15 protein-coding genes and 1 tRNA gene are annotated in these 15,834 nt (G+C 68.9%); 8 read left to right on the top strand and 8 right to left on the bottom strand.

Annotation, left to right across the window (positions count from 1 at the left end; genetic code table 11):
- Positions 1 to 2 precede the first annotated feature (2 nt).
- A complete protein-coding gene (locus K6T36_RS06680; RefSeq protein WP_222923159.1) occupies positions 3 to 1,658 on the bottom strand; it encodes an ABC transporter substrate-binding protein in 1,656 nt (551 codons plus the stop codon).
- 134 nt (positions 1,659 to 1,792) lie between these two features.
- On the opposite strand from K6T36_RS06680, the gene K6T36_RS06675 reads away from it, so the two are divergent.
- Positions 1,793 to 1,877: transfer RNA gene (locus K6T36_RS06675), tRNA-Leu, on the top strand.
- A 323-nt stretch (positions 1,878 to 2,200) separates the two neighbouring features.
- Here the strand turns inward: K6T36_RS06675 and K6T36_RS06670 are convergent.
- Entirely contained in the window at positions 2,201 to 2,713 is a 513-nt protein-coding gene (locus tag K6T36_RS06670; protein ID WP_222923158.1) for a cytochrome b N-terminal domain-containing protein, read from the bottom strand.
- 65 nt (positions 2,714 to 2,778) lie between these two features.
- Entirely contained in the window at positions 2,779 to 3,150 is a 372-nt protein-coding gene (locus K6T36_RS06665; protein ID WP_222923157.1) for a tautomerase family protein, read from the bottom strand.
- An 89-nt stretch (positions 3,151 to 3,239) separates the two neighbouring features.
- On the opposite strand from K6T36_RS06665, the gene K6T36_RS06660 reads away from it, so the two are divergent.
- Positions 3,240 to 3,428 carry a DUF8015 family protein gene (locus K6T36_RS06660; protein WP_222608651.1) on the top strand — a complete coding sequence of 63 codons (189 nt, stop codon included), beginning with the start codon at positions 3,240 to 3,242 and terminating at the stop codon, positions 3,426 to 3,428.
- Between the two features lie 314 nt (positions 3,429 to 3,742).
- Here K6T36_RS06660 and K6T36_RS06655 read toward each other — a convergent pair whose 3' ends face one another.
- A complete protein-coding gene (locus tag K6T36_RS06655; protein WP_222923156.1) occupies positions 3,743 to 5,095 on the bottom strand; it encodes an LLM class flavin-dependent oxidoreductase in 1,353 nt (450 codons plus the stop codon).
- Between the two features lie 697 nt (positions 5,096 to 5,792).
- Here K6T36_RS06655 and K6T36_RS06650 point away from each other — a divergent pair.
- The 3 genes from K6T36_RS06650 to K6T36_RS06640 all read left to right on the top strand — a co-directional run bounded on the left by K6T36_RS06650 (position 5,793) and on the right by K6T36_RS06640 (position 8,785).
- Entirely contained in the window at positions 5,793 to 6,815 is a 1,023-nt protein-coding gene (locus K6T36_RS06650) for an N-acetyltransferase DgcN family protein (protein ID WP_222923155.1), read from the top strand.
- A complete protein-coding gene (locus K6T36_RS06645) occupies positions 6,815 to 7,891 on the top strand; it encodes a dipeptide epimerase (protein WP_222923154.1) in 1,077 nt (358 codons plus the stop codon). The genes K6T36_RS06650 and K6T36_RS06645 overlap by 1 nt, the downstream gene beginning before the upstream one ends.
- 123 nt (positions 7,892 to 8,014) lie before the next feature.
- On the top strand, positions 8,015 to 8,785 hold the full coding sequence (locus K6T36_RS06640; protein WP_222923153.1) for a class I SAM-dependent methyltransferase: 771 nt from the start codon (positions 8,015 to 8,017) through the stop codon (positions 8,783 to 8,785).
- A gap of 31 nt (positions 8,786 to 8,816) precedes the next feature.
- Here the strand turns inward: K6T36_RS06640 and ahbB are convergent, their stop codons facing one another.
- On the bottom strand, positions 8,817 to 9,887 hold the full coding sequence (ahbB, locus tag K6T36_RS06635) for a siroheme decarboxylase subunit beta (RefSeq protein ID WP_222923152.1): 1,071 nt from the start codon (positions 9,885 to 9,887) through the stop codon (positions 8,817 to 8,819).
- A gap of 104 nt (positions 9,888 to 9,991) precedes the next feature.
- Between ahbB and K6T36_RS06630 the strand changes: the two genes are divergently transcribed.
- Together K6T36_RS06630 and K6T36_RS06625 are read left to right on the top strand one after the other, a co-directional pair.
- Positions 9,992 to 11,101 carry an anthranilate phosphoribosyltransferase gene (locus tag K6T36_RS06630; RefSeq protein WP_222923151.1) on the top strand — a complete coding sequence of 370 codons (1,110 nt, stop codon included), beginning with the start codon at positions 9,992 to 9,994 and terminating at the stop codon, positions 11,099 to 11,101.
- A 155-nt stretch (positions 11,102 to 11,256) separates the two neighbouring features.
- Positions 11,257 to 11,781, top strand: coding sequence for a hypothetical protein (locus tag K6T36_RS06625; protein ID WP_222923150.1), 525 nt, complete (start codon positions 11,257 to 11,259; stop codon positions 11,779 to 11,781).
- Here the strand turns inward: K6T36_RS06625 and K6T36_RS06620 are convergent, their stop codons facing one another.
- Together K6T36_RS06620 and K6T36_RS06615 are read right to left on the bottom strand one after the other, a co-directional pair.
- On the bottom strand, positions 11,782 to 12,447 hold the full coding sequence (locus tag K6T36_RS06620; protein WP_222923149.1) for a fimbrial biogenesis chaperone: 666 nt from the start codon (positions 12,445 to 12,447) through the stop codon (positions 11,782 to 11,784).
- A 76-nt stretch (positions 12,448 to 12,523) separates the two neighbouring features.
- Positions 12,524 to 13,600 carry a succinylglutamate desuccinylase/aspartoacylase family protein gene (locus K6T36_RS06615; protein ID WP_222923148.1) on the bottom strand — a complete coding sequence of 359 codons (1,077 nt, stop codon included), beginning with the start codon at positions 13,598 to 13,600 and terminating at the stop codon, positions 12,524 to 12,526.
- A gap of 144 nt (positions 13,601 to 13,744) precedes the next feature.
- Here K6T36_RS06615 and K6T36_RS06610 point away from each other — a divergent pair, with 144 nt between their 5' ends.
- Positions 13,745 to 14,296: a peptidylprolyl isomerase gene (locus tag K6T36_RS06610; protein WP_222923147.1), complete on the top strand. Its 552-nt coding sequence runs from the start codon at positions 13,745 to 13,747 to the stop codon at positions 14,294 to 14,296.
- A 12-nt stretch (positions 14,297 to 14,308) separates the two neighbouring features.
- Here K6T36_RS06610 and K6T36_RS06605 read toward each other — a convergent pair whose 3' ends face one another.
- Positions 14,309 to 15,706 carry an ATP-binding protein gene (locus K6T36_RS06605; protein WP_222923146.1) on the bottom strand — a complete coding sequence of 466 codons (1,398 nt, stop codon included), beginning with the start codon at positions 15,704 to 15,706 and terminating at the stop codon, positions 14,309 to 14,311.
- Positions 15,707 to 15,834: the final 128 nt, after the last annotated feature.

Below are 15,834 nucleotides of genomic sequence, written 5' to 3'. Positions count from 1 at the left end.
CGTCAGTCGTTCAGGCTGACGGTTTCCTCGCCGGCCAGCCGCGGGTTGATGCCGGCGACGGTGTGGGGACGGAACCCCTCGACGGCGTCTCGCACGCCGAAGCTGTTCTTGAGGTTGTACGCGGGCAGGTGCGCCCGGTCCTCCAGGATCGTCGTCGTCGCCTCGGCGTAGAGCCGGTTGCGCTCCTCGCGGTCGGCCGACCGTCGCGCCTGCGTCAGCTTGTCGGCGACCGCCTCGTTGCGGTAGTAACAGCCGTTGGTCTCGCCTTCCACGTCCGGGTGGAACATGTAGTAGAGGTAGCCGTCGGGGTCGAACTCGTCGACCCAGCCGAGCGTGTACATGTTGTAGTCGTCCTCGTTGCCGGTGGAGTACTGGTCGAGGAACGCGCCCCAGTCGAGCCGCTGCACCTCGACGTTGCTCCAGCCGGCCTCCTGAAGCCCGTTGCCGACGGAGATGCCGATCTGTTCGCGCTTGTCGTCCGGCGGGACGATGATCTTCCAGGAGTAGTCCTTGGAAACCCCGGCCTCCTCAAGCAGCTGGGCGGCCATGTCCGTGTCCTTGTCGTGGGGGATGTCCGCCCACTCGTCGGTCGGGAGGTCCCAGGCGTCGGTGACCGTCTCGGGCATCGGCGCGGTCATGCGCGTGCCGGCGGGCTCGATGTAGTTCGCGACGGCGTCGTCCATCGAGACCGCGTAGTCGATGGCCTCGCGGACCTTCGGGTCCGCGGTGGGCCCCTCGTTACAGTTGAACGCCAGGTAGTAGTAGCCCAGCCCCTGGCGTTCCGCGACGGAGGATCCCTCCTGGTTCTCCACGGTCGAGTACAGCTTCGGCGGCACCGTCTGGACGACGTCGAACTCGCCGTTCTTCAGCGTCGTCACCCGCGTCGTCGGCTCCTCGACGACGCCGAAGACGACCTCCTCGACGCTCGGCGCGCTCCCGTGGTACTCATCCCAGCGCTCCATGACGACCTCGTCGCCCTCGGTGGCCGACTCCAGCGTGAACGGCCCGGAGCCGACTGGGTCGCGGTTGAACGACTGCTTGTTCTCCTCGCGGTACGCCTTCGGCACCGGCGACCACGCGAGCTTGTGGCGGAACGGCCCGAAGGGGTACTCCAGGTCGAACCGGACCGTCCGCTCGTCGACGACGGTGATGGAGTCGATCATCGTGAACTCCGAGCCGTTCGAGGTCTCCTCGCGTCCCGGGGCGAGGAAGGAGTACTTCACGTCCTCGGCGGTGATCGGCTCGCCGTTGTGGAAGGTGACACCGTCGCGAAGCTCGACGACGTACTCGGTGGCGTCGTCGTTGACCTCCGGCTCGGCGGCCGCCAGCTTCGGAACGAGCTCGGTTCCCTCGCCGTACGTGTAGAGGCTGTCGAAGAGCCGTTCGACGACCTGCAGCGAGGGAACGTCGTTGGCCTTCAGCGGGTCGAAATCCAGCGGCGACTTCGACTGCGCGAAGTTCAACGTCCCGCCGCCCGCCGTCGCGGTGGTCGTCCCGTCCTCGCTCGTTCCGGTCGTCTCTGTCGCGTCGCTTCCGGAGGCGCCGTCATCCGATCCGCCGGTGCAGCCGGCGAGGCCGAGCGCGCCCGCGGTACCGGCGCCCGCGAGGACTCGCCGCCGCGTGACCGCATCGAGCGTTCCGTCGGTGTTGTCGCTCACGACTCCGACGATATTCGTACGCACGTTTTCATCCGTCGGTCGCCGCAGAGCTGTCCTGCACCTCGGAGCACCAGCAAGCGTCCCCGGCGGGCGACCGAAATCCACTTCCTCCGTCCGGCGAAACGACGACCCGCGCGAGGGTGGCTGAGCCAGGCCAAAAGCGGCGGACTTAAGATCCGCTCCCTTAGGGGTTCGAGGGTTCAAATCCCTTCCCTCGCATGAGTGGGGGCGAAGCCCCCCGAATCGCCACGGAAGGATTTGAATCAGGGAGGTCGCGCACAGGCGAGCGACGCGAGCCGAGCACGTCCGACCGTGGTTCAAATCCCTTCCCTCGCATTCCGGCTCGAACGCACGTGAGAGCCGTGAATGTCGTTCTGAAGGAATTTGAAGTAGACGAGACGCGCGCAGCGGAGCGAGCACGTCTCGACGTGGTTCAAATCCCTTCCCTCGCAGTCACGAGGAGCGTAGTCGTTCGAAAGGCGCTTCGCGCCTTTCGTGATGACGAGGGAGCTTCGCTCCCTCGAACCACGACGACCGACTTCTCACGCCGGGCTCGAATCGATCCGGCCGCGAAGCAGCATCGTCGTCCGTCCGGCGACGACGACCGCGACGGCGACGACGAGCCCGTAGTGGACCCGATACGCGCGCTCCAGCGTCGCCTGCGAGAGGGTGAACCCCCCGAACAGGGCGTCAGCCAGCACACTTCCGAGCACCGGAACCGAGAGCGTCAGTTCGACGCCGATCTGCCCGAGGACGAACGACAGCTGCGTCCACGGGAGCAACAGCCCGGTGTAGGCGTACAGTCCGGCGATCGGAACGGCGGCGACCGCCCCGACGGCGACGAGGGGACGCCCGTCGGCGACGCCGGCGGCGACCGCGAGCGACGCGGCGATCCCAGCGCCGGCGGCCAGCAGGAGCCGGATCGGTTCCGCGAGCGACTGCGGCGTGAGCCGGGCGAACAGGACGAGGTCGGTCGCCACCGCCGCGGCGACGACCGCGAGCAGCGCCGTTTCGAGTGCGACGACTGTACCGTCGCGTGAGACGTTGGAGGGCATCGCGGCTCCGTTCGTTCGCGCTCCCGGTATCGGTTACGGTCGCTCGCAGTTTCCGCCGCCGCGAGCTACCCCTCCCAGTCGCCGCCGACGCGATCGTAGCCCATCATCCCCTCGGCGGCGTGCTCGGTGAACGTCACCTTCAGGTTCTCCTCGGGGACGTTCCACTCGTCGATCAGGTACTCCATCGTCGCGAGCGCGAACGCCCGCTTCAACTCGAACGGGCGCCCCTCGCGGATGTCCGCGTCGAGGAACACGAGCGGACCGTCGACCGCGCGACCGAGCTGGAGGTCCGCCGGCCCGCGGTCGCGGATCGTCACGGCGACGTGGCCGGCGGTCGTCTCCATGTGATCGGTGTACAGGTCCGTGACGGCGGCGGCGAGCGCCTCCTTCTCCTCAGGGGTCGGGTCGGCGTCCGTGTCGAACTGGAGGTGTGGCACGTTCGGGGGTGGCCCCCGACCGACCTACCTGTTCCGGCGAGTCGGAAGCGACCCAAAGCGGTTTCCGTCTCTAATTAGATGTAATTACTATGCTCCCGGTCGACGGGCCGTCGCGTGCGGACGTGCTCCTCGCGCTCATCGGCGTGAGCCTGCTCGCGGCCGTCGTCGCGACGGTCGGCCTCGGCGTGCCGTTCCGGCTGACGGCGCCCGCCGGCTCGGCCGTCGGCGGCCTCGCCATCGCCGACGGCGTGTTCCGCAACCCGCCCACTGACGGGTGACGAGTTCGCGGCTCGACGGTTCACGGATGTAACTCGTTCACGGATACACGACGACGGACGAACCGGCGGCTCGAGCGTGTGAAACGTGGGCCGAACGCGCGCCGGTGAAAAGAGCGGCGCGCGTTCCGCCCTGAATTGGTCCCCGCTGACGCTTCGGCCCTCCAGACGAAGCGTCACCTGTCACAAACGGGTGCGACTACTTAATGATGTTGGCGTCGGCCGTACCGTCCCCGACCGAAACCGACGGCCGTGCGAGCCTCGCGCCCCAGCGAGGCGATCCGCGATCGTTGCGGGAGCGGCGGGGTTCATTTTAGCTACTGCCGCGCGGGGTGTGTCGCCGACAGCCGGGGACCGTCGCCCAGCAGTCGCCCCCGGAGGGTCTCGCCGGGGGTCGGCTCCGCGAGCAGATCTCGCGCGCGTAACTCGGGCACGAGGAGGTCGACCACGTCGTCGAGACTTCCGGTGCGCAGCACCTCCTTCACGTTGAAGCCGGCGACGCCGACCTCCTCGTGCCAGTACTGCAGTTCGTCGGCCACCTGCTCGGGGGTGCCGACGACGACCGGCGAGGTGGTGCCGAGCCCGGAGAACTGCGCAACCTCGCGCACCGTCCACTCGCGGTCGGGGTCGGACTTCGTGAACGCGTTCATCGTCCCCTGGATCGCGTCGGTCTCGATGTGTTCGATCTTCTGATCCGGGTCGAGCTCGGAGAGGTCCATGTCGAGGAAGCCCGACAGCAGCGCGAGCGTCGCCTCCACGTCGACCGTCTCCAGCAGGCGCTCGTACTTCGCCTCTGCCGCCTCCTCGGTCTCGGCGACGACGGGGACGACGCCCGGGAAGAACGCCAGCTCGTCGGGGTCGCGTCCGAGCGCTGCGGCGCGCTCGCGGAGGTCGTCCATGTACTCGCGGACGCCGCGCTCGGTCGGCTGCGAGCAGAACACCGCCTCGGCGTTGGCGGCGGCGAAGTCGCGCCCGCGGTCGGAGGAGCCCGCCTGGAAGATCACGGGCGTGCGCTGGGGCGACGGCTCGCAGCCGTGGGGGCCGGGCACGTCGAAGAACTCGCCCTCGTGGTCGATCTCGTGAACCCCCGCGGGGTCGGTGAAGACGCCCGACTCGCGGTCGCGGACGACGGCTTCGTCGTCCCACGACTCTTCCCACAGCGCGTAGCACACGTCCATGAACTCGTCGGCGCGGTCGTATCTGGTCCCCTTGTCCATGCGCTCGTCGAGCCCGAGGTTCGCCGCCGCCGATTCGAGGTAGGAGGTGACGACGTTGAACGCGACCCGGCCGTCGGTGAGGTGATCGAGCGTGGAGAGTTCCCGCGCGAGCTGGTACGGGTGGGTGTAGGTCGTCGACTTCGTGACCGCGAAGCCCAGCGAGTCGGTCACCTCCGCCATCGCGGGCACGAGGTAGCCGGGGTCGTTCGAGGGGGTCTGGACGGCGCGTTCGATGGCCGTCTCGCGGTCGCCGCCGTACACGTCGTAGATGCCGCGCACGTCGGCGAAGAACACCGCGGCGAAGCCGGCGCGCTCGGCGGTGCGCGCCACGTCGGTCCAGTACTCCCTGTCCGTGTACTCCGCCGAGCGGTCCGCCGGGTGTTGCCAGGAGCCGGGGGAGACGTGCTCCACGGAGTTCATCGTGAAGAGGTTGAGGTGGATGCCGTCGCTCATTACGTGGACTCTGGTTCGCGAGCCGGGTAAGGGGCGGTGAAATCGGCCGGCTGTGCCTGTATTCGGTTCGTTCGGTGATCGTGTTCGTGTGGTTAGTGTGGTTCCTGTGATTTCTGTTGCTTCGGGTATGGACGCTGTCGTTCCGGCGGAGAACACGACCGCGAAAGCCCCCGGACGGCTCGTGGCCTGCGACTCGTTGCGCTCCTCGCTCCGTTCGCTTCGCTCACTCCGCTACGGTGCTTACTTCGTCTCGGCTCACGAGCCGTCCGGCCCCTTTCAGTCCCACCCAGTGGTTGGACGGGCCAGCGACGGGGCCCTACGATTGGTGTGCACGAACCGTGGTGGCGCGCGCCGGCCGGCCTCCGTGCCGGCCGGACGCGCGCGAGGGACGAGCGAGGCGAAGCCGAGCGAGTCGGTTGGGGAGGAAGAGGCTGCGGTGCGGTTGGAGGGACTGAAAGGGGCCGTGACTCTCGACGAAGCACGACGAAGCAAGCACCGCAGCGCGAACGGAGTGAGCGCGAGGAGCACAGCGAGTCGCGCGAGTCGAGAGTCGCGGGGGCTTTCGCGGTCGTCTCCACGGTCGTCGCTGTCGAAACAACCCACCTCCCCACCACACCATCGACTCCATCTCCCGTGATAAGCGGCCGATCCGACCGCGTGAGTCCGATTTATCACCCACGCTCGCACACCTTCTCACATGTCCGATCGCGTCGCCGTCCTCGCGCACGGGAAGTTCCCCGACCGCTCGAAGACCGCCAACGGCATCATCCGCTACGCCGACTACGAGGTCGCCGCCGTCCTCGACCGCGACCGCCCCGGCGAGCGCGTCGCCGACCACCTCCCCGGCGTGGCCGACGCGCCCGTCGTCGCCTCGTTCGCGGACGTGCCCGACGACGTGGACGCGCTCGTCATCGGGATCGCGCCGATCGGCGGCGGCTTCGACGAGTCGTGGCGGCCGGACGTGGAGGCCGCCATCGAGGCCGGCTGCGACGTGGTCTCGGGGCTCCACTATTTCCTGAACGACGACGACGACCTCGCCGCGCTGGCGGCCGAACACGGCGTCGAGCTGTGGGACGTGCGGCGCCCGGACAGCGACATCGGCGTCGCCGAGGGGCGATCGGACGAGGTCGACGCCGACGTGGTGCTCACCGTCGGCACCGACTGCTCGGTCGGCAAGATGACCGCGACGATGGAGATCGTCGACGCGGCGAGGGAGGCCGGCATCGACGCGTGCGCGATCCCTACGGGCCAGACCGGGATCATGATCGAGGGCTGGGGCAACCCCGTCGACCGCGTCGTCTCTGACTTCACCGCCGGCGCCGTCGAGGAGATGATCCTGGAGAAGGGCGACGACCACGACCTGCTCGTCGTCGAGGGTCAGGGGAGCATCGTCCACCCCGCCTACTCGGCGGTCACCTGCGGCATCCTCCACGGCGCGATGGCGGACGAGCTCGTCATGTGTCACGCCGCCGGTCGGGAGGCGATCCACGGCTACGAGTCGTTCGACCTCCCGCCGCTGCCGGAGTACGTCGACCTGTACGAGTCGCTCGCGGCGCCCGTCCACGGGACCGAGGTCGTCGCCGGCGCGCTCAACACCGCCGACCTCGACGACGACGCGGCCGCCGAGGCCGCCGTCGAGGAGTTCGCCGCCGGGATCGACGCGCCCGCGACGGACCTGATCCGCTTCGGCGCCGAGGAGGTCGTGGAGGCGATCCGGTGATGTCGGCCTCCTCGTCGACGCTTACCGCGTCCTTCGAGCGCGTCTCGCTACCGCTGGAACACGACTTCACCATCTCGCGGGGCACCACCACCGCCGCCGAGAACGTGATCGTCCGGATCGAGGACGAGGGCGGAATGGTCGGGGTCGGCGCCGCCGCGCCGTCGAGCCACTACGGCGAGACGGCCGACACCGTCGTGGCCGTGCTCCCGGACCTGCTCGCCGAGGTCGAGACCGTCGGCGACCCCCACGCCATCGCGGAGATCGAGGAGCGCATGGAGGGCGTGGTCGCCGACAACCCCGCCGCCCGCTGTGGCGTCTCCATCGCGCTGCACGATCTGGCCGCGAAACGCCTCGGCGTCCCGCTGTACCGCCTGTGGGGGCTGAACCCCGCGGACGCCCCCACGTCGTCGTACACGATCGGCATCGACGACACCGACGTGATGCGCGAGAAGACCGCCGCCGCCGTCGAGTCGGGCTACTCCACCCTCAAGCTCAAACTGGGCACCGACCGCGACCGCGAGGTCGTCGAGGCGGTGCGCGAGGAGGCGCCCGAGGCGACGCTGCGCGTCGACGCGAACGAGGCGTGGACCCCGCGCGAGACCGCCCGAAAGAGCGAGTGGCTCGCGGATCTGGGCGTCGAGTTCATCGAACAGCCCATCCCCGCGGAGAACCCGGCGGGCCTGAAGGACGCCTCCGAGCGTTCCGTGCTCCCGATCGCCGCCGACGAGTCGTGCGTCACGCTCGCGGACATCCCGCGGATCGCCGATCGCTGCGACATCGCGAACCTGAAGCTGATGAAGTGCGGCGGCCTGCTGGAGGCGAAACGGATGGTTCACGCCGCCCGCGCGCACGGCCTCGACGTCATGCTCGGCTGCATGGTCGAGTCGAACGCCGCCATCGCCGCCGGCTGTCACCTCGGACCGCTGCTCGATTACGCGGATCTGGACGGCAGCCTGCTGCTCGCGGACGGGGCGGACCCGTTCGAGGGCGTTCCGATGCCGGAGGGGAGGATCGATCTGGAGGGGTTCGACCGCGCGGGGACGGGCGCGGTTGAGCGGGGCGAGGGCGGGCGATAGCGAGCCTTCGTTGCGAACGGGGACCGCGGTCGAACGGGACGACGCGGGCCGGACCGACTGGCGACGTGGGCCGGGTTCACACGCCCGGAAAACGCTGATGTGGGGTCGAGCCGAGGCGACGGTATGGCGAACCACCGACGGGAGAACCGTCGGCTCTGGGACGAGTGGAGCGACACCTTCCAGTCGTACTGGAACGCGAACACGGCCGAGGGGGAGTTGCCGCCCGCGCCCTCGCCGTTCGACACCGACCGGGCGGGGGGAACGGACCCCGACCCCCTCGACTCGATCGCGGGCGCCGAGTACGTCGAACTCGGCTGCGGCGGCGGACAGGGGAGCGTCGGCACCGCCCGGCTCGGCGCCGACGCGGTCGTCGGGGTCGACTTCTCCCGCGAGCAGCTCCGGCACGCCCGGCGCCTCCGCGACTTCTACGGCGTCGACGCCCGGTTCGTGCAGGGCGACGTGACCGACCTCCCGCTGCCGGACGACGCGTTCGATCTGGCCTCCTCGGAGGCCGCGTTCCAGATGATACCGGACATCGACCGCGCGCTCGCGGAGGCACGGCGCGTCCTCCGCGACGGCGGCGTGTTCGTGCTCAGCCTCCCGCACCCGCTGTACGAGGCGCTCGACGCCGAGTCGCGGACGCTGGAGGGCGACTACCTCGACACCGGTCCCCGCGAGGTCACGGTCGACGACGGGTACGAGTCGACGCTGGTCCTGTTCGACCGCACTGTCGCACGGGTGTACAACGCCCTCCGCGACGCCGGGTTCGAAGTGAACCGGATGCTCGAACACGTTACCGACCCGGTCGCCGGGAGCGACCCCGACGAGAGCGACCGGCCGGACGTGCTGTGGGAGGTACCCCGAAGCGTCCGGTTCCGGGCGGTCGCGCGGTGACCCGTCGGGACGTTCCGCGAACCTGCGTTCGCTACCCCCCGTCGCCGACCAGCTCCTCGTACTGCGCGCCGGTCTGCTTCAGCGTCGCCGTCGAGTAGAGGCGCTCGTGGTCGAACGGGAGGTAGTCGTCGGCCAACTCGTCGATCTTCGCGTCGACGGCCTCGGCCTCCCGGCCGTGGACCATCGTGAAGAGGTTGTACGGCCAGTCCTGGTCGGGCCGGCGCGGTCGGTGGTAACAGAGGGTGACGTACGGAAGCTCCCCCACCCGCTCCCCGAGTTCGTCCAGCCGGTCGTCGGGCACGTCCCACACGACCATGCAGTTGTTCCGGAAGCCGGTGACGATGTGGTTCACGACGCAGCCGATCCGCTTGATGCAGCCGTCGGCCAGCAGGCGCTCGATCGCCGCGAGCACGTCCTCCACGTCGGCGCCGACGGCGTCTGCTACGTCGCGGTACGCCGTCGCGGTGAGTGGAAAGCCGTCCTGGATCTCGACCAGGAGCGCCCGGTCCAGCGCGGAGAGGTCGCCGGTCGCGCTCTCGGAGATCCGGGTCGCCGCGGCCTCGGTCGACTCTATGGACTCGCGTGCGAACGCGTCGTCGTTCCAGACGGGGAACTCCAGGTCGATGTAGTAGTCGGTCAGCATCGGGAGGTTCAGCACCGAGCAGCCGGTGCGCTCCTCGATCTCGGCGAGGATCCGGTCGCGGGTCTCCCGACTGGCGGCGGTGACGACGAACCACTGGTTCCACTCGTGGTCGCGGCGGTAGTTGTGGTTCACCTGCCGGTAGCCGTTGATCACCTCCGCGATCTCCTCGAAGCGGTCCTCGGGCGCCGAGACGGCCGCCAGCGTCGACGAGCCGATCACCGGGGGGTTGAGCACCGCGCCGAAGCGGCGGAAGACGCCCCGCTCGCGCAGCCGTTTCACCCGGTCGAGCGCCTCCCCCTCGTCGATACCGAGGTCGTCGGCGACGACCCCGAACGGGCGCTCGGCGACGGGGAAGCCGCTCTGGTAGTCGTCGATCAGCCGCGCGTCCACGTCGTCGAGGCCGGCGCGCCAGTCGTCGGTCGCGTCCGCGTCCGCGCCATCGCCCTCGGCGCTACTCATTGCCCGTCGTAGGGACCGGCGGCACCTACCGGTTTCGCTCGCCGCCGAGCCCGCCGGCCCGGGTAACCGGGTGGTTTTTGCGGCGAACGCCCGTTCGATCGGACATGGCGAAGGCGACCACCGAGGCGGACGAGGAATTCGGCGAGTGGCCGCTCAAGCGGCTGATGACCGAGGTCTGCGGCTCCGGCCCGAAGTCGGCCGACGACATGACCCGCGCGCAGGCGAGCGAGGCGATGCGCCGGATCTTCGCGGGCGAGCCGGACCACACCACGCTGGGCGCGTTCTGGCTGGCGAACCGCTGGAAGCGCAACAACCCCGAGGAGCTGGCCGCGTACGTCGACGAGATGTGCGCGCGCGTCGAGTACGCCGAGCCCGAGGTCGACCCCGTCGACTGCGGCGCCAACTACGACGGCAAGGGCGAGACGGCGATCCTCGGCGCCGCCGCGGGCATCGTCGCCGCCGGCGCCGGCACGCCCGTCGTCGTCCACTCCGGCGACCGCGTGCCGACCCAGAAGCAGGACGCGTACAAGCACGTCCTCGACGAACTCGGGGTCGCGACCGAGCTGACGCCGCGCGACTCCGCGGAGATGGTCGACGAGACCGGCTTCGGCTTCTACTACCAGCCGGCGTTCAACCCCGCAGTCGACGACCTGTTCGAGCGCCGCGACATGATGGGCGTGCGCTCGTTCGTCAACACGATCGAGACGCTCGCGAACCCCGCGGGCGCCTCCACCCACCTCGGCTCGTTCTACCACCTCGCGTTCGCGAAGAAGGTGGTCGACACGTTCGTCGAGAGCGAGTTCCACGACCTCGACCGCGTCATCATGTTCCAGGGGATGGAGGGGTACGACGACATCCGGCCGGGCTACACCAAAGTGGCCGAGTGGAACGCGGGGGTCGACGCGGACGGTGAGGAGGGAAGCGAGGGGGACTCGTTCGACGACTACGAGATCGAGACGCCCGCGTACGGCATGGACTTCGAGGAGGCCGATCTGGCGGTCGACGACGTGGCCGCCGACTCTGCGACGCTCACCGAGGACGTCGTCGCCGGCGAGCGCGACGACCACTGGGCCGACGCGGTCGCGCTCAACGCCGCCGTCCGCATCTACGCCGGCGGCGACGCCGCCGACATCGACGAGGGGCTGGAACTGGCCCGCGAGGCCGTCGCCGACGGCTCGGCCGCCGACGTGCTTTCGGACCTGCGCGACTTCTGAGAAGCGCGGTCGGAGGAGCGAAGCGACCTGAGGTCGCGGAGGGGCGGCGAAGCGGTCCCTGTACCGTCCGCCCGCGAACGAGGCGCGTCCCCCGTTCTCACGCCTGAAACCCGGCGCGGCACGTTTATCACCCCGCGCGGTCCCCCTGCACGCAAATGGTCGTCGGACCGGCGAGCCTGTACCAGCTGTTCTTCCTCGCGGCCAGCGCCGTGGTCGTCCTGCTCGCGCTCTCGACGTACGTCCTCGGGCGGCTGATCGGCCACGACCGCGCGCTCGGCGCGATGCTCGCGCTCGTCGCCGTCTTCACCGGCGTCGGCGCGGGCTTCGGCCTGCCGGCCGACGCGGCGCGGCTCCCGCTCGCGCTGGGGTTCGCGTTCCTCTACGTCCCCGTCGGCGTCGGCGGCCTGCTCGCGAAGGGCGTCTCGCCGGCGCCGTGGCGGGAGGTGTGTCGCCTCCTCATCGGCGGCTGGATGGCGGCGCTCGTCGTCGGCCTCGTCACGCAGGCCGCCGGCGCGTCGCTGCCGGCGCTCATCGGCTGGACGCCCGGCCTGTTCGGCGTCGAGTGGTACGTCGGCTTCCTCGCGTACATGACGCTGCTCGGCGTCGTCGCCGGCGGCGTCACGCTCGGCCTGCTCGCCCGCGGCGACGCCGAGGAGTCGGTCGTCGTCGCCGGCGGCTGATCACTCGACCTCGAACAGCGCGCCGACGCGTCCCTGGTCGTCGGAACCGGCCGAGAGCGGCACGTCCGATCGGTGTCCGAAACAGTAGACTCCGGACGCGAACGGGACGTTCGACGCCGCGATATCCACGCCGGTCCCCCCGTCGGTGTCGGCGTCGACCGGGACCCGCCAGTCGTAGGTCCCGCCGGGCGGGACCGCCGCACCGAGGTCGGGGATCACCTCCCGGTCGTCGACGTTCAGCCACCCGCCGGCGTCCCGCTCGCGCCACACCGTCCAGTAGTACGGACCGATGAACACCGCCTCGTCGTGCCGGTTCACGAGCGACATCGTGAGCTCGTCCCCGGGCGCGACGCGCTCGGCGGAGGGACGGACGAACACCGGCGTCTCGGAGTCGGATCGGTGAAAACAGGCGTCGAGCACGGGCGGGCACGGCCGGTCGTCGAACCGCGAGGAGCCGGGCGGCGCGGCCGTCGCCGTGGGGCCCGCCGTCGGGGACTCGGTCGGCGACGGCCGCGACGTTCGCGTCGGCGACGCGGTTGGGCTCCCCTCGAGTGCCGGGTTCACCGTCGGCTGATCGCCGTCGCTTCCGTGGGAACTCGTACACCCGGCGAGCGCGGCGAGACCGGCCAGCAGCGACCGTCGGGTGGGGGAGGGATCGGATGCCACGGGGGCCGGTTCCGGCCGGCCCGGTAAGTGCCTTTCTCGCTGGCGATCGCGCTCGTCTCCGGTGTGGCTCGACCTCCTACTCGTCGTCGAGCCTGATCGCGATACCGACGAGCGTCTGCCCGGCCGTCACGGTCGCCTCCCGGGCGACCGAGTAGACGACGCCGGAGCGGTCGGCGGTCGCCTCCTGCAGTTCCTCGTAGGTCGTCGGGTCGTACACGTCGCCGACGTACTTCCCCTCGACCACGTCGTCGCCGATTGCGAGGTCGGCGGCGGCGCGGAACAGCCCCGAGTCTGTCGCGGTCACCCGGCCGAGGTGGTTGCGGGCGCGGGTGCCGTCCCATGCGGGGACGCTCCCGTCGTCCCGGAGGACGCCGGCGTGGCGGAGGGCGCGCTTCGTCCCGTCGACGCCGACGGCGATGGCGTCCTCGACGAGCTCCTTGTTGTGCGCGAGTTCGGGCGTGACGCTCGGGATGCCCTCCCGGGTCGCCGCGACGCGGAGCTTCCCGCCGAAGTTGCGGCTCGCCCACTCCTCGTCGGCGTCCTCGCCGGCGGACTCGGCCAGCAGGAGGTCGGTGCCGAACGCCTCGGCGAGTCCGCGCGAGGCGTCGTCGCCGCGGAGATACACCGTGTGGGTGAGCATGTCGCGGCTGCCGGTGTGGAGGTCGACGATGAAGTCCGCGTCGCCGGCGTACTCCCACAGGCTCGCGGCCATGCGCTCGTGGAGGCTGCCGTCGGCGTTGCCGGGCCAGCAGCGGTTCATGTTCGGGTTGACCGAGTCGTACGCCTCCGGCGTCGTGTAGGAGACGGTGTCGAAGGTGAGCGGGTCGGCCACCGGGACGACGTGGACGGTGCCCGCGAGGTCGGCGGCGACGAGGTCGTCGTGGAGCCGGCGACACACCGCCGCGCCGTTGATCTCGCGGCCGTGCTGGGCCGCCTGCACGTAGACGGTCGGCGACTCGTCGTCGCCGGTGGCGTCGTCGGCGTCGCTGCCGTCGCCGTCGTAGTCGCCGCCGTCGCCGTCGTTGCCGTCGCCCGCGTCACCCGCGTCGCCGCCGCCTCCGCGCTCGGGCGTGTACGTGTGGACGGTCGTCTCGACGGCGACGCCGGACGGGAGTCGGGCGAGCGTGACGCGCTCGGCCGCGTGGTCGGCCATACCTTGGTCTCCCCCGCCGGCGGCTTGTAGCTATGGCTCGACGGTCGCGGCCGACCCGCCGCCGGTCGGGTTCGCGCCGGCGACGCCCCGCCCCGCTGCGCCGAAGCCGAACGACTTTCCCGCCTGCGCGGCGCAGGGACGGATATGAGCGACGATCTGCCGCACGTCACGTTCCACACGAACCACGGCGACATCGAGATCGAGCTGTACGCCGACCGCGCGCCCCGAACGGTCGAGAACTTCCTCAACCTCGCGGAGCACGATCCCGCCGCCAGCGACGAGCCCGGCGTCGAGACGACGACGTGGGAGGACCCCGAGTCCGGGGAGATCCGCGGCGACTCGCTGTACGAGGGCGTCGTCTTCCACCGGATCATCTCCGACTTCATGATCCAGGGCGGCGACCCCACCGGCACCGGCCGCGGCGGTCCCGGCTACGAGTTCGACGACGAGTTCCACGACGACCTGACCCACAGCGGCGCGGGGATCCTCTCGATGGCGAACTCCGGCCCGAACACCAACGGCTCGCAGTTCTTCATCACGCTCGACGCCCAGCCCCACCTCGACGGCCGCCACGCCGTCTTCGGCGAGGTCGTCGACGGCATGGACGTGGTCGAGGAGATCGGCTCGGTGCCGACCGGCCGCAACGACGAGCCCCGCGATGACGTGAAGATCGAGCGCGTCACCGTCGACCGGTAATCACGAGAGGACTCAACAGAGGTAGAGGAACAGCCACGCGGGGAGGTGGACGATCTCCTCCTCGCTCTCGAACACCCCGCTGTTGTTGACCACTATCGCGAGTTCTACCCCTTCGCTATCGATGAAGCGTTTCAATCCACCCAAACTCGCTTTCGTCGAATCACCGTTCTTCACCTCGATCGGAAGGGTATACTCTCGCCCCGAGAGAACGAAATCGACCTCGCCGGAGCGTTCCCGGTATCCGATATCGACGTTCGACCGTCCCGAGAGATAGAACTGGAGCCGTCGAGCGTGGTCGCAGACAGCGGTCTCGAGGATCGGTCCCATCGCTGTGGTGTCCCCGAGCGTTTCTTCGGCCAGGGTCCCGCGGATCGTATTGTAGATCCCCACGTCCTGTATGTAGACCTTCTGCTGCGCTCGGTCGTTGAATCCTCCCCCGGAGAACTTCCGAACCCGGTTAATTAGGAAGAACTCGTCGAGATACGTGAGGTATTTCTCGACGGTATCCCGGTCGATCGACGCGTCATCCGCGAGTCGCTGTACGCTGGTCTTCCCCGTCGTCGCTTCCGCTAATAGATCGAGGAGACGCAACACCTTCTGCGGCTTCTGGACCTCGAAGACGGTACTCATGTCGCCCAAAACCGTACTTCGGAGATCCGAATCGAGCTTCGAGTATGCCTCTCGATAGTCGTCATCGAGTACCCCCGGGTACCCACCTTTCATCAGGTACTCGTCTTTCCGCTGATTCAGTCGGGGGAACTCCGATTCGTTAGTGCCATAAAACCGAGCGGCCGCGCCGGTGAACTCGACTCTGTCATCGCTATCGAGCGCGTCCATCAGAGCGCCTCTCAGTTTCGTTGTCTCCTCGTAGAAGGCCCGCCGATCGTTCTCGTCGATGTCCCGATACCCGACGTAGTCGACGAATTTCATCGGCACCATCTGTTGTTCATGGCGTCTCCCAACTAGCGTCTCGTCGGCACCCTGCTTGATCAGCGTACTCACGGATCCGGTGACGACGAACCTAATATTCGGATACGTGTCGATGTAGTACTTCAGGGTCGACGCCCAACCGTCGATCTTCTGTACCTCATCGATGAACACGTGCACGTCGCGGTCGACGGCATCTATCGTCTCCCGTAGTACGTACTGCTCGTATGTCTCGAGCGTGTCGCGTATCACCTGATCCGGATCCGACATCACCTGCGTGTTATCGGCAGTCAGGTAGAGAACGTGTTCTGGAGGCACACCCTCCTGTTCGACCAGCCAAGCGATCAGTTGACCGCACAAGGTCGTTTTCCCGACCTGTCGAGGGCCACGGATCGTAACGATCCGACGGTCGTCGTTCAGTTTCCGCCGAACGAAGTAGAAGTCCCGTCGTCTGTACTCCGCTTTCAACAGCGACTCGGGCACATTTTCTCCCCCCCACCAGCTGTTGTATCGGTTGAGGAGAGTGAGTATACGGGACGACTCCATGGGTTTCGCTCATAGCGTTCGGATAAATAGGTTTGGACTCCAAAATTCTGGCTGAAGATTTGGGA

The sequence above is a fragment of the Halobaculum roseum genome, assembly GCF_019880245.1.
Lineage (GTDB): Archaea > Halobacteriota > Halobacteria > Halobacteriales > Haloferacaceae > Halobaculum > Halobaculum roseum.
Note: the sequence above shows the minus strand (reverse complement) of the source record. Positions and strands in the feature narration are given on the sequence as shown.